The sequence below is a fragment of the Clostridium niameyense genome, assembly GCF_001243045.1.
GTDB classification, from domain to species: Bacteria; Bacillota; Clostridia; order Clostridiales; family Clostridiaceae; genus Clostridium_F; species Clostridium_F niameyense.
Map to the genome: position 1 here is coordinate 862,072 of NZ_LN849007.1, position 14,383 is coordinate 876,454.

Annotated in this window: 16 protein-coding genes and 1 pseudogene; 16 read left to right on the forward strand and 1 reads right to left on the reverse strand. The window is 27.3% G+C overall.

Annotated features, from left to right (window positions below; all coding sequences use genetic code 11):
* The first annotated feature begins 86 nt into the window (after nt 1–86).
* Nucleotides 87–881 (forward strand): shikimate dehydrogenase, encoded by a 795-nt coding sequence (gene aroE / locus BN1711_RS05075; RefSeq protein ID WP_050607097.1) that lies wholly within the window; start codon nt 87–89, stop codon nt 879–881.
* Complete coding sequence (locus BN1711_RS05080; RefSeq protein ID WP_129582131.1) at nt 841–1,920, forward strand: type IV pilus twitching motility protein PilT; 1,080 nt, start codon at nt 841–843, stop codon at nt 1,918–1,920. The genes aroE and BN1711_RS05080 overlap by 41 nt, the downstream gene beginning before the upstream one ends.
* Before the next feature lie 24 nt (nt 1,921–1,944).
* Here BN1711_RS05080 and BN1711_RS12810 read toward each other — a convergent pair whose 3' ends face one another.
* Entirely contained in the window at nt 1,945–2,076 is a 132-nt protein-coding gene (locus BN1711_RS12810; RefSeq protein ID WP_279233058.1) for a hypothetical protein, read from the reverse strand.
* A 421-nt stretch (nt 2,077–2,497) separates the two neighbouring features.
* Between BN1711_RS12810 and BN1711_RS05085 the strand changes: the two genes are divergently transcribed.
* The 14 genes and pseudogenes from BN1711_RS05085 to BN1711_RS05150 all read left to right on the forward strand — a co-directional run bounded on the left by BN1711_RS05085 (nt 2,498) and on the right by BN1711_RS05150 (nt 14,280).
* A complete protein-coding gene (locus BN1711_RS05085; RefSeq protein ID WP_050607099.1) occupies nt 2,498–3,772 on the forward strand; it encodes a glycosyltransferase family 2 protein in 1,275 nt (424 codons plus the stop codon).
* Nucleotides 3,773–3,926: 154 nt separating this feature from the next.
* On the forward strand, nt 3,927–5,183 hold the full coding sequence (gene ftsA, locus BN1711_RS05090) for a cell division protein FtsA (protein ID WP_050607100.1): 1,257 nt from the start codon (nt 3,927–3,929) through the stop codon (nt 5,181–5,183).
* Nucleotides 5,184–5,206: 23 nt separating this feature from the next.
* On the forward strand, nt 5,207–6,319 hold the full coding sequence (gene ftsZ, locus BN1711_RS05095; protein ID WP_050607101.1) for a cell division protein FtsZ: 1,113 nt from the start codon (nt 5,207–5,209) through the stop codon (nt 6,317–6,319).
* Between the two features lie 190 nt (nt 6,320–6,509).
* Nucleotides 6,510–7,307 (forward strand): sigma-E processing peptidase SpoIIGA, encoded by a 798-nt coding sequence (spoIIGA, locus tag BN1711_RS05100; protein WP_050607102.1) that lies wholly within the window; start codon nt 6,510–6,512, stop codon nt 7,305–7,307.
* Nucleotides 7,308–7,321: 14 nt separating this feature from the next.
* Nucleotides 7,322–8,029, forward strand: coding sequence for an RNA polymerase sporulation sigma factor SigE (sigE, locus tag BN1711_RS05105; protein ID WP_050607103.1), 708 nt, complete (start codon nt 7,322–7,324; stop codon nt 8,027–8,029).
* A 74-nt stretch (nt 8,030–8,103) separates the two neighbouring features.
* Complete coding sequence (sigG, locus tag BN1711_RS05110; protein WP_050607104.1) at nt 8,104–8,877, forward strand: RNA polymerase sporulation sigma factor SigG; 774 nt, start codon at nt 8,104–8,106, stop codon at nt 8,875–8,877.
* Between the two features lie 122 nt (nt 8,878–8,999).
* Nucleotides 9,000–9,263 (forward strand): YlmC/YmxH family sporulation protein, encoded by a 264-nt coding sequence (locus BN1711_RS05115; protein ID WP_050607105.1) that lies wholly within the window; start codon nt 9,000–9,002, stop codon nt 9,261–9,263.
* 100 nt (nt 9,264–9,363) lie between these two features.
* Nucleotides 9,364–9,825: a transcriptional regulator NrdR gene (gene nrdR / locus BN1711_RS05120; protein ID WP_050607106.1), complete on the forward strand. Its 462-nt coding sequence runs from the start codon at nt 9,364–9,366 to the stop codon at nt 9,823–9,825.
* A gap of 112 nt (nt 9,826–9,937) precedes the next feature.
* Entirely contained in the window at nt 9,938–10,657 is a 720-nt protein-coding gene (gene pgeF, locus BN1711_RS05125) for a peptidoglycan editing factor PgeF (RefSeq protein WP_050607107.1), read from the forward strand.
* 16 nt (nt 10,658–10,673) lie between these two features.
* Nucleotides 10,674–11,372, forward strand: coding sequence for a response regulator transcription factor (locus BN1711_RS05130; protein ID WP_050607108.1), 699 nt, complete (start codon nt 10,674–10,676; stop codon nt 11,370–11,372).
* A gap of 11 nt (nt 11,373–11,383) precedes the next feature.
* A complete protein-coding gene (pnpS, locus tag BN1711_RS05135) occupies nt 11,384–13,012 on the forward strand; it encodes a two-component system histidine kinase PnpS (RefSeq protein WP_050607109.1) in 1,629 nt (542 codons plus the stop codon).
* Between the two features lie 160 nt (nt 13,013–13,172).
* A complete protein-coding gene (locus tag BN1711_RS05140) occupies nt 13,173–13,436 on the forward strand; it encodes a hypothetical protein (protein ID WP_050607110.1) in 264 nt (87 codons plus the stop codon).
* A gap of 4 nt (nt 13,437–13,440) precedes the next feature.
* Complete coding sequence (locus tag BN1711_RS05145) at nt 13,441–13,623, forward strand: hypothetical protein (protein WP_050607111.1); 183 nt, start codon at nt 13,441–13,443, stop codon at nt 13,621–13,623.
* Nucleotides 13,624–13,635: 12 nt separating this feature from the next.
* Nucleotides 13,636–14,280: pseudogene (locus BN1711_RS05150) on the forward strand (phosphate ABC transporter ATP-binding protein).
* Nucleotides 14,281–14,383: the final 103 nt, after the last annotated feature.

A 14,383-nucleotide genomic window follows, 5' to 3' on the forward strand; every position in this document is an offset into this window, starting at 1 on the left:
TGTAATACATAAACCATAATTCTTAATTCTTTTTAGTTTATATACAAGTTATAGAGTATAATATACTTGATGGGAGGTAGTATTGTATGTACTTTACAGGTTTATTAGGAAGAAATATAGGTTACTCTAGATCACCAGAAATACACAATACATATTATAAAAAACATAACATTCCATTTTTATATAAAATATATGATATACAAGAGAAAGACTTGGAGATTTTTATAAAAAATTTAAATTTAAATAATATAGTAGGATTTAATGTAACTATACCTTATAAAGAAACTATAATTAAATATTTAGATGAGTTAGCTTATCCAGCAAATAAAATAGGAGCAGTAAACACAGTAGTAGTTAAGGATAATAAACTTATAGGATATAATACAGATTACATAGGATTTAAGGAAAGTTTAGAATGCAATAATATAAATATAGAGGGTGCTAGTATATTAATAATAGGTACTGGAGGAGCAGCAAAGTGTGTTTATAGAGTTTTAAAAGATTTAAATGCTGGTACTATAGATGTTTTGAGTAGAAATCCAGAAAAAGCAAAAGTAAAATTTACCCAGAATATTAAGATTTTAAACATAGGTAACGAAAATAACTTTAAGGAGTATGATATTATTATAAATTGTACTCCTTTAGGGGGAGCAAATTATAAAGATATGACTCCCATTAAGTTACAAGATATTAGAAAGGAATGTATAGTATATGATTTAAACTATGAACCTAAGGAATCGAAGTTTTTAAAGAAATCAAAGCTTTTAGGAGCCGTTACAATAAATGGAGAAGATATGTTGAAGTTGCAGGCGTATGCATCTATAAATTTATGGAAAATACATGTTTTTGAAAGGGGAAAAAAAATTGATATTACTAAATAATTTACTGGAATCAACTATTAAGCATAACGCATCAGATTTACATTTATCAGTAGGTGTACCACCTACTGTAAGAATAAATGGTCAGCTTACAAGAATTTTTACAGAAAAACTCAATCCACAAGATACAGAAAGTTATGCTAAAGAAATATTAAAAGATTTATACGAGGAATATTTACAAAAAGGAGAAATTGATACTTCTTTTTCAGCATCAGGTATAGGAAGATTTAGAGTAAATGTATTTAAACAAAGAGGAAGTACTTCTATATCTTTAAGAGTTGTAAATTTAAAAACCCCTACTTTAAATTCGTTAAAGTTTCCAGAAGTAATTAAGGATCTTACTAATAAAAAAAGAGGACTAGTATTAGTAACTGGCGCTACGGGATCGGGTAAAAGTACTACTTTAGCTGCTATGATTAATGAAATTAACTTAACTCATGCAAGTCATGTAATCACTTTGGAAGATCCTATAGAATTTTTACATAAGCATAATAAATCTATTATAGATCAAAGGGAAATCGGAAGAGATACTTTGAACTATAAAAGTGCATTAAAAGCAGCTCTAAGAGAGGATCCAGATGTCATACTAGTTGGAGAAATTAGAGATTTAGAGAGTATTTCTATAGCTCTTACAGCTGCAGAAACAGGACATTTAGTCTTATCTACATTACATACTATAAGTGCAGCAAAGACCATAGAGAGAATAATAAATGTTTTTCCACCACACCAACAACAACAAATTAGAATGCAACTTGCAACGGTAACGGAAGGAATAATAAGTCAACAATTAATACCAAGAGTTGATGGTGAAGGTAGAATAGCAGCATTAGAAGTAATGATAGGAACTAATGCAGTAAAGAACTTAATTAGAGAAGGAAAAACGTATCAAATAGAATCTTGTATGCAAACTGGAGCAAAATATGGTATGAAAACTATGGATATGTCTTTATCGGAGCTTTATAAGAAAGGATTAATTTCTTATGAGTCAGCTATAAATTATGCAGTAGATAAAGAATTATTATCAAAAATTATAAATCTATAAAAAAAGAACCCCAAAGGGTTCTTTTTAAAATATCATATAATCTGTTATTTTTATAGAAATTTTATTCTCATTTTTATTTATCCTCTTAGAATTTATGTTAGTGTTTTTCTTTTCACTTAAATCTGTAGAACTTAGTTTAATGGTTGTTTTTTTCATATTAAATCCTCCCAATAATATTAAATTTAATCTAATTAAATTATAATCTGAGAGAACTTATCCAAATGACTCATCTTTTTTGTGAAGCCTACTAAGGTTTAGAAAAAAGATTTTTTCGTAGCGCCACATGAGGCTAACTACCTCCCTTTTAAAACAATATTAATTGTTATTATTTTTAATTGTATGATATCATATATATAGTTTAAACTCAAATTTAAAAAAATAGAGCATATACTTAATATAGATATTAAATATTTATACATGAAAATTATATTGAAGTATTGTTTTTATGCTTTTATTTTCTTACAAAGATATTTAGATTCAATACAATTTTAATAATTTTACTACAAAAATATATATTATTCTAGTAATTAAGTTTTATTTATGCTAAAATATCTTTGAACTTTAAGGGGGGAGACAAGTGGATTTTATAAATGGAATAATACATTGTAGCTCAAAAGTTATAACATATATGGTATATTTTATATCCATGTATTATCTGATAATATCCTTTTTTGGAATTTATAGAAAGAAAGATAATGAAAATTTTGAAGATAAAACTAAATTTGCGCTTGTAGTAGCTGCACATAATGAAGAAAGAGTTATTGCTAATATAGTAAAAAATTTGAAAAATATAAACTATGATAGTAGCTTATATGATATATTTGTTATTGCAGATAACTGTACGGATAAAACTGCTGAAATAGCAAAAAAAGAAGGCGCTCTTGTATATGAAAGATTTAATAAAGATAAAAGAGGAAAAGGATATGCACTAGAATGGATGTTTAGTAAATTATTTAAGATGAGAACTAAATATAATGCAGTAACAGTGTTTGATGCAGATAATTTGGTTCATAAAAATTTCTTAAAAGAAATGAATAAAAAGATGTGTAAGGGATACAAAGTTGTTCAAGGATATCTAGATAGTAAAAATCCAGAAGATACGTGGATAACAGGAAGTTATTCTATAGCCTTTTGGAGTTGTAATAGAATGTTTCAACTTGCAAGATATAATTTAGGTTTATCAAGCCAACTTGGTGGTACAGGATTTTGTATAGATATGGATATACTTAAGAAGTTAGGTTGGGGAGCTACTTGTCTTACAGAAGACTTAGAATTTTCCTGTAAGTTAGTTTTGAACGGATATAAAGTAGGTTGGGCTCATAATGCTATAATATATGATGAGAAGCCTCTAACTTTAGCCCAATCTTGGAATCAAAGAAAAAGGTGGATGCAGGGATTTGCGGATGTGGCATCTAGATACTTTTTTAAACTTATGAAAAGGGCTATTACAAAACTCGATTTTACTGCATTTGACTGTGCTTTATATAGCATACAGCCTATAGCAGCCATATTATTAGGGGTTTCTGCTATAGTTAGTTTTGTACAATACATTATGAAAGCTGCTAATATAATAAATAATATTAATGGTGTAGTATATTCAATAAACTTTAATTGGGTTACACTACTTATAGCTGCTTTTTCACTATTTCAAATGATTTATATCCCATTAATACTTTTAATTGAAAAAAAACTAAATTTAAAAGTATTGTTATACTATATAGTTTATCCACTTTATGCCATAACATGGTTTCCTATTTCTATACAAGGGATAATACATAAGGATTCTAAAGAATGGAACCATACAGTACACACAAGGGATATAAATATAGAAGAATTAGAAAAAGTAAATTAATGTTAAATATTAGATGGATTAGTCTTTCTAAATTTACTTCTTATAAATTTAGAAAGACTCTGTTTTTTTATTAAATTGAATAAAAATAAAAGGAAATAAGACATTTTTGTTGAATATATATTTTAATGGTTGTGTATAGGGGGGAAAGATCTAAATGGATGACTACATAGTAGGCTTGGATATAGGTTCCTCAAAAATATGTGCCTCAGTAGGAAAATACAATAAATATGGTCAATTACAGATAAAAGGTGTTACATCTGTAACTTGTAATGGAATGAAAAATGGCATAATAATAGATATAGATTCTACAGCTAAAGCCATAAAAGAGTGTATAACTAGATTAGAGACTATGGTAGATATAAGTATAAGTGGTTTTTATATATCTATACCTAATAGGATAGCTTCTTTAGTTTCTAGTGAAGGTATAGTGGCAGTAGCTTCAGAAAATGGAGAAATAACAAAAAAAGATGTAAAAAGAGTAATAAACGCTTCTAAAATAATGAAGGTGCCATCTGATAAAGAAATCATAGGTGTTATACCTAAACAATATATAATAGATGGTTATGATAAAATAAAAGATCCTGTAGGAATGAGTGCTTCAAGATTAGAAGTGGAAGCGTATGTAATACTTGCAGAAAGTGCAGTAATAAATAATTTACTAAAATCTGTAGAAAAGTCAGGATATAAAATATTAGGCATGGTTTTTCAACCTATAGCAGATGCTAAGGCAGTATTGATAACTGAGGAAATGGATTTAGGTTGTGCTTTAATTAATGTAGGTGGAGATTCTATAGATATGTCTATATATAGGGGAGGAAAAATAACCCATATAGATTATATACCTTTAGGGGGTAATAATATAACCAATGATATATCTATATGTCTTAAGATACCTTTTTCTGAAGCAGAAAAACTTAAAATTAAATATGCTGCTGTAGGAAAAAATAAATTTTCTTTAGAAGAACAAATAAAAGTAAATTTAGGTCATAGTGAAACTATAAAATTAGATTCAAATATACTAATGGAGGTAATAGAGGCTAGAGTAGAGGAATTATTATTATTATTAAAAAGGAAATTAAAAGAAAGTGGACATTATGAAGAAATATCAAGTATAGTCATAGTTGGTGGAGGACTTTCATTAATAAAAGGTATAGAAGACTTTGGTAGAGAAGTATTTAGTAAGCCTTTTAGAGTAGGAACTCCTGAATATGTAGGTGCAGCTAATCCTATATATGTATCTTCAGTAGGTGTAGTAAAAGATGTGTTTAGTACTATGCAAAATAAGAGTTTTGATTTAAAACAGAAGGAGACAGCCATGACTTATGAAGATATATTAGATAATGATAATGAAGAGAAACAAGAAAAAGGAGTATTGTCTAAAATAAAAGAATTTTTAACAGAATTTTTCTAAATAATAGGTAAGGAGGTATTATTGTGCTAGATTTCGATGTAGATGTTCAGCAATTCGCTCAAATAAAGGTTATTGGATGTGGCGGCGGAGGAAATAATGCTGTAAATAGAATGATTGTGGAAGGTTTAAAAAACGTAGAATTTATCGCTATAAATACAGATAAACAAGCTTTAATGTTATCTCAAGCATCACAAAAAATACAAATAGGAGATAAATTAACAAAAGGTTTAGGAGCAGGTGCAAATCCTGAAATAGGAAAAAAAGCCGCTGAAGAAAGTAAAGAGGAAATTTCTCAAGCTATAAAAGGTGCTGATATGGTATTTATAACAGCAGGAATGGGTGGAGGAACTGGTACAGGTGCAGCTCCAGTAATTGCAGAAATAGCTAAATCTATGGGAATACTTACAGTAGGAGTAGTTACAAAGCCGTTTCCTTTTGAAGGAAGAAAAAGAATGCTTCATGCAGAAATGGGTATAAATACCTTGAAGGAAAGAGTAGATACACTAGTTACAATACCAAATGAGAGATTATTAAGTATTGTAGATAAAAAAACAACTTTAATGGATTCCTTTAAGCTTGCGGATGATGTACTAAGACAAGGTGTACAAGGTATTTCCGACCTTATAACAATACCAGGTCTTGTTAACTTAGACTTTGCTGATGTAAGAACTATAATGATAGATAAAGGATTAGCGCATATGGGTGTAGGTAGAGGCAGTGGAGATAATAGAGCACAAGAAGCTGCAAAACAAGCTATTTCAAGTCCACTACTTGAAACTTCCATTGTAGGTGCTACAGGTGTTTTATTAAATATAACTGGTGGAGATGACTTAGGATTATTAGAAATAAATGAAGCAGCAGAAATAGTTCAAGAAGCAGCAGATCCAGATGCTAACATAATTTTTGGTGCGGTAATAGATGAAAGCTTAAAAGAGGAATTAAGAATTACTGTTATAGCAACAGGTTTTGAAACTGATAGAATACAAAAGAGAGAACAAGAAGAATCTGATGTAGAAAAGCCTTTAAGAGAAAATTTAACACAAAATGAAGATGAAGCAGCAGTGGCTTCAGAGTATGATAGTGTTAATAGAAATGATTTAGAAATACCGGCCTTCCTTAGAAGACAAAGAAAGTAAAGTTATATGGCGTATTGCCATGTAGCTTTTTTTTATGCTTAAATACTGTATTTAAAAGATTTCTACTCAGAAAATGGAATATTTTAAAATATAAAAACATAATTTCAATATAAGATGTGACAAAATTTTAAAGCAAAAAGTTGTATAATAGTAAATAAATGTAAGTGATAATAAGTTTGGGGTGGTTCTATTGGTGGTATATATAGATTTAGTTATTTTAGAGAATTTTATAGTTAATTTTTTTCTCCTGTTTTTAACGTCTCAAAGTTTAAAAATAAGTACAAGAATTATAAGAAATGTTATAGCAGCATTTTTAGGTAGTTTATATGTTATGGTGTTTATTTATCCTTCTTTAAGATTTTTAAATAATATTATAGTTAAAATCTTTATAGCATTTATTATGGAATATATAGCTTTTGGACAAAAAGATATAGTATTTAATATAAAAGCTACTGTTATGTATATAGTATATTCTATGGTTGTGGCAGGAATTTGTATGTTTATGGAATGCAATATTAATAATTTTAGTAGTGAGTTATATATTAAAAATTTTTCTTATAAAAAGCTTATGATAGCTATGATGATAATTTATATTATTGGGAATAGACTTGTATGGTATATAAAGGACAGAAAAGAAATAAAAAATTTTATATATGATGTGGATATAGTAGTAGGAGATCATTGTACCAAGGTTAGGGGATTTTTAGATACAGGTAATGAACTTGTAGAGCCTGTTACTAATTTACCAGTACTTATAGTAGAAGAGGAGATATTTAGAAGTGTAAATTTAAAACAACAAGATAAGTATTATATACCCTATAAGGTCATAAATGGATCCTTAGGAAATCTTAAGGGGTTCAGACCTAATTATATTCAAATATATAATGGAGATAAAAAAGAAAGAAAAGAAGCAATAATAGCATTTTCAAAACAAAAATTAAGCAATCTAAAAGATTATGAGGCACTGTTATCTAGAGGAATTATATAGTAGGGAGGAGTTATATGTTTAATTTAAAAGTACTACTTAACAGGTTACTAATAAAATTTAAATTTTTATTCAATAACCTTTATTACATAGGGGGTAGTGATGCACTTCCACCGCCACTTTCTAAGGAAGAAGAGGAAAATTTAGTAACACGGCTTATTGAAGGGGACGAAAATGTAAGGTCAATTTTAATAGAAAGAAATTTAAGGCTGGTTGTTTATATAGCAAGAAAATTTGAAAATACAGGCATATGTATAGAAGATTTAGTATCTGTAGGTACTATAGGATTAATTAAAGCTGTAAATACTTTTAAACCAGATAAAAAAATAAAATTAGCTACGTATGCATCTAGATGTATAGAAAATGAAATATTAATGTATTTAAGAAGAAACAGTAAGGTGAAATCTGAAATATCTTTTTATGAACCTTTAAATATTGATTGGGATGGAAATGAACTGTTATTATCAGATATATTAGGTACAGATAATGATGTAGTATATAATTTAATAGAAGATGAGGTGGACAAACAATTATTACTATTAGCTATGAAAAAATTAAGTGAAAGAGAAAAGGAAATAGTAAAACTAAGGTTTGGACTTAATGGAAAAGGAGAAAAGACTCAAAAGGAGGTAGCAGATATGTTAGGAATATCTCAATCATATATATCAAGGCTAGAAAAAAGAATAATTAAGAGATTAAAAAAAGAAATAAATAAAATGGTATAGTTTGTCTGTAGTATAAAAAAAAGCTCCTTTGGGTACAATTAAAATGCAATCATTCTAAAGGGGCTGATGACTTTATGATTACTAATAAAGTTGAAATTTGTGGAGTAAATACCGCTAAATTACCTGTATTAAAAGAAGCAACTATGAAGGATCTATTAACGAGAATGAGAGAAGGAGAAGAAGGTTGTAGAGAAAAAATCATAAAGGGTAATTTAAGACTTGTTCTAAGTGTAATAAAAAGATTTAACAATCGTGGAGAAAACGTAGATGACCTTTTTCAAGTAGGATGTGTAGGGTTAATTAAAGCTATTGATAATTTTGACTTAAGTCAAAATGTAAAGTTTTCAACTTATGCAGTACCTATGATTATAGGGGAAATAAGGAGATATTTAAGAGATAACAATTCCATAAGAGTTAGTAGATCTTTAAGAGATATCGCCTATAAAGCCCTTCAGGTAAGGGATAAGTTAGTAAACAAAAATAATAAAGAACCTACATTATCTCAAATAGCTAAAGAATTAGATATACCAAGAGAGGAAGTAGTATTTGCATTAGATGCTATACAAGATCCAGTATCTTTATTTGAACCTATATATCATGATGGTGGAGATGCTATATATGTAATGGATCAAATAAGTGATAATAAAAATGTGGATGAAAACTGGATAGAAAATATATCTATAAAAGAGGCTATGAAGAAATTGAATAATAGGGAAAAGCTAATTCTTAATTTAAGATTCTTTGATGGAAGAACACAAATGGAGGTAGCAGATGAGATAGGTATATCTCAAGCACAAGTTTCACGATTGGAAAAAACAGCATTAAAACATATGAGAAAATATATATAATTAATAAAAACTGAGAATAAAAAGTATTCTCAGTTTTTATTAATTATATAATAGATATGTTATCATATAGTATTTTTAATAACATATAATTTAATAATTATATATGTATAGGGGGATTTAAAATGGAAGAAATGGGATTATACTCTATAGGAAACTTAAGAAGTATGGAGGTTATAGACATAAATACAGGAAGCAAGCTTGGATACATAAAGGATTTAGTTATAGATTGTGATGAATATAAAATAGTTTCTATAATAATTCCTTCAAAAAAACTTTCCTTGTTTAGTAAAAAAGATGATATAGAAATAGGATGGGACAAAATAAAAAAATTAGGGGTAGATGTAATCTTAGTAGAAGGCGATGAGTACATGATGGGAGATAATTAATTATTAAATAAATTTAAGATTTTAATAAGATAAATATAGAAAAGCTGTTAAAACAGTGTATAATATAATATATATTATAAGGAAAAGGGTGTGTGTAGCATTGAGATGCCCATATTGTGCATATGAAGAAAGTAAAGTAGTAGACTCCAGATCAACAGAAGATGGAGAAGCTATAAGAAGAAGAAGAGAATGTTTAAAATGCAATAAAAGATATACTACTTATGAAAAAGTAGAAAATATTCCTGTTTTAGTTATTAAAAAGAACATGAGTAGGGAATATTTTGATAGATCTAAAATAATAAATGGACTTATAAAGGCATGTCAAAAAAGACCAGTATCTCGAAAACAAATTGAATTTGTAGCAGATGAGGTAGAAAGAAAAATAAGTAATACAATGGTTACAGAAATAAAATCAGAAGATATAGGAGAGCTTATAATGGAGAAGTTAAAGGAAATAGATGAGGTATCCTATGTAAGATTTGCTTCTGTATATAGACAGTTTAAGGATATAAATACCTTTATGGAAGAAATTAAAAATTTAATGGAGAAAAGTAATAGCTGACGCGATTAGCCGTCAGTTTTTTTATAATAATATTAAATTAAAGACATGTAATATTTAATGTTAAAAATAAATTAATCTGATGGTAAAATAGTAAAGAGAGGAGAATGATAATATGAATTTTGAAAAAATTAATATCGGACAGTATACTTTTTTAAAATTTAACTATAAAAGAGCTTCTTTTGTTTTTTCTACTGGTGAAGGTAATTTAAAATTTAATAGAGGTACAAAAGAAGGATTAGATAATTTACGCAATATTAAAGAATGGTTTAATTTAAAAAATGTGGGGTATTTAAATCAAATACATAGTAATATAATTTGTGAATTTAAAGAAGATATACATGAAGAAGGGGACGGAATTATGACGGATAAATCTTCTACAGCTATAGGTGTCTTTACAGCAGATTGTGTTCCAATTCTTTTATATGATAGTATAAACAATGCTATAGCATCAGTGCATAGTGGTTGGAGAGGTACTTATAATCATATAGTTATAGAGTCTTTAAAGAACATGAATAAAAAATATAATACTAATGCTGAGGATGTAGTTGTATGTATAGGTCCCCATATTGGTCAATGTTGCTATGAGGTTAGTTACGATTTAATACAAAAATTTAAAGAAGATAAGACTTATGGACATTATAAAATATCTAATGAGAAAAATTATTTGAATTTACAAGAATGTATAAAGGCTCAGTTGTTAAAATCAGGTGTAAGGAAAGAAAATATATTAACTATAAATATGTGTACATTTTGTAGTAAGGGGTATAAATTTAATTCCTATAGAAAAACAAAAAATACTGCAGGCCAATTTTCCTTTGTATATATAAATTAATATGGGGAGGGATAATATGACAAAGGGAAAAGTACTTATAGTAGATGATGAGGAGCATATCTGTGAATTAATAAAGTTTAATTTACAAAAAGATGGATATGAATGTATATGTGTATTTAATGGATTAGATGCTTTAAAAAAAGCTAGAGAAGAAAAACCAGATATTATATTGTTAGATTTAATGTTACCTGGATTAGATGGATATGATGTTTGTAGGAAAATAAGAAAAGATGAAGTAATACATTCTATACCTATAATAATGCTTACAGCCAAAGGAGAAGAATTAGATAAAATTTTAGGTCTGGAATTAGGAGCAGATGATTATATAACAAAGCCTTTTTCTGTACGAGAAATGGTGGCGAGAGTAAAAGCTATTCTTAGAAGGACTGTTTCAATCCATAAAGACGATAATTATTATAAATTTGGAAATATAGAAATTAATTTTGAAAAGCATAGCATAAAAAAATCTGGTGAGAAGGTAGAGCTTACTTTAAAGGAGTTTGAACTTTTAGAAGTATTAATTAGAAATAAGGGTAATGTAATGACTAGAGATTTTCTTTTGGACAATATATGGGGTTATGAATATGTAGGAGAAACCAGAACAGTAGATGTCCATATAAGACATTTAAGAAAAAAAATAGAGGAAGATGATAAAAACCCGAAATATATTGAAACTATAAGAGGTATAGGTTATAGATTTACTACAGATTTATAAGAGGAGAATATATGAGAAAAAAATTAATTATTTCTAGTTTAATAATTTTAATCTTTACGTTAACTATAGTTTCATCTTTATTTTTTATAATTATTAATTATCAATATCAAGAAAATGAGGAAAATAAATTAAAAAATAATAATACTACTATAGTTAATATAATAAATAATGAAAATATAAAAGATATACCTAGTTTTATAAAAAGAAATTTTTATAATGGAGATATTAAAGTAACACTATTAGATAAAAATAGAAATTTAGTAATAGAATCTAAAAAAAAAGAAGAAAATTTAGGATGTATATATTATGAAACAAAAATAAAACAGGGTTATATAATTAGAAGTTCTATAGATATTACAAAAGCATCTGTATTGGATAAAAAATATTATAGATATTATATATATATAATTTTATTTTCCTTTTTAATATCTTTTTTACTTTCTTCAAGACTATCTCAAGCTATGATAAAGCCTATTAAGGATTTAGAGTTTGTAACTTCTAGAATAGCTCAGGGAGAATTTGATATAAGGGTTAGGATTACGTCGGAAGACGAAATAGGTGAACTTGGAAAAACCTTTAATAATATGGGAAATAAGCTTGAAGATATGTTAAAAGAAGTCAAAGATAAACAAAATAAATTAGAATCTATATTAAAAAGTATGGATAGTGGAGTTATAGCAGTAGATAAAGAGTTTAAGATTATAATGATAAATCCTTATGCAAAGAAATTGTTTCAAATTGAAAAAGATATTATAGGAGAAAATTTAAAGGATAGTATAGGAGATTTTCACCTAGAAACCTTATTTAAACATAAAAAGAATGAATATAATGAAATTACTATTTGTTGTCCTGAAAAAAAGATTTTAAGGGTAAAGACTGCAAATATAATAAGCAAATATGATTTAATAGGAACTGTGGCTGTAGTTCAAGATGTAACAGATATTAAAAAATTAGAAAATATGAGGGCACAGTTTGTAGCAAATGTATCTCATGAGCTTAAAACACCATTAACGTCTATAAAAGGTTTTGCAGAAACTTTAAAGTATGTAGATGATATTGAAACTAGAAATAAATTTCTAAAGATAATAGATGATGAAGCTGAAAGACTTACAAGACTTATAAATGATATCTTAGTTCTTTCTGACATAGAAAAGGATAAAAAAGATATTGTAATGCAGAGCATCAATTTAAATAAAACTATAGAAGATGTGTGTTATTTGGTAAATAAATCAGCTATAGATAAGAATATTATTATATCTGTAATAGGTGATAAGATTCCTAATATAAAAGGTGTAGAAGATTTATATAAACAAATGATTATAAATTTAGTAGATAATGCTATAAAGTATACAGAACCTAAAGGTAAAGTAACTATAGGTACAAAGCTTAAAGATAATAAAATAATTTTATGGATAGAAGATACTGGTGTAGGTATGGAAAGAGAACATTTAGATAGAATATTTGAGAGGTTTTATAGAGTGGATAAGGCCAGATCTAGAGCTGAGGGAGGCACAGGTTTAGGGCTTGCTATAGTGAAGCATATTGTAATAGGCATAAAAGGTAAGATAGATGTGCAAAGCAAAGTAGGGGAAGGTAGCAAGTTTATTATAGAAATTCCATTAAAACAAGATATGTTATAAAAGGTTTTCGTTAAAATACGAAAACTTTTTATTTTTATAACCTATATTATTATTAATGTTAAATAGAATTAACCTTAATATAATAAAGTTTTAACCTAAATAGGTTATTGTAATAACTATAATAGATAAAAATTCACTTTTGGGGTTAGGGTCAATAGTAATGGGAAAACATATATTAAAATCTATTATGATAAGCATGGTTATAATTATCACTATAGTGTTAATTATAGGATGTGATGATAAATCTACAGAAGATTCTAAAAAAGGAATATTACTTTCTGTTAGTTTGGAGATATTAACAGATATAATTTTAGCGGTAGGTAGAATATTGGGTGAAACAGCAACTCTTTTATATACAGCAGGTATGAGTGCAACTCCCTTAAAGTTTACAGCTAATATAACATCAAAATTTTTTTCCATTTAACTTAATGAGACCTACAGAAAGATTATCAGTATACATATGGCAGATAAATTCAGAATCTACCGTAAAGGATGCATCTAGGATAGCTGATGGTGCTGTTGCTATGCTTATAATAATGGTAATTTTATTTAATATATTGACAAGAGTAATAGGAAAGAACATATATAGAATATATACCGGAACTAATTAGGGAGGTAAGGATATGGGAAGGATAAGAACCGAAAATTTAAATTTATACTATGGTAGTAGAAAAGTATTAAAAAACATAAATATATTCATAAATGAAAATGCGGTCACAGCATTTATAGGACCTTCTGGTTGTGAAAAACCTTCATTTTTAAAAACTTTAAATAGAATGAATGATTTTGTAGGTTTAGTTAAAATATATGGAAATATATATTTTGAAAGTAAAAATATATACAAGGAATTTGATGAAATCGAACTTAGAAAAAGGATTGGTATGGTGTTTCAAAGTCTTAACCCTTTTCCTATGTCTATATATGATAATATAGCCTATGATCCTAAGATTCACGGAATAAAAAGCAAAAGTAGGTTAGATGAAATTAATTAAAAAAAGTTTGAGAGGAGCTGCTCTTTGGGAAGAGGTAAAAGATAGATTAAAAAAGAATGATTTAGGTTTGTCTGGTGGTTAGCACCAAAGACTTTGCATAGCTAGAACTTTATCTGTAGAGCCAAAGGTAGTTTTAATGGATGAACCTACTTCTGCATTAGGTCCCATATCTACATTAAAAATAGAGAAATAATAGAGTATAATAATACAAAAGGTATATTGAATAACCCAATTGATAAAAGAACTATGGATTATATAAATGGACAATTTGGTTAAAATATATTTTCATTAAAAGCCTTGTAATACAAGGTTTTCTTTACATTATATTATTGACTAAATAATTATATTAATGTATTATAACATAATGATACAACTATAA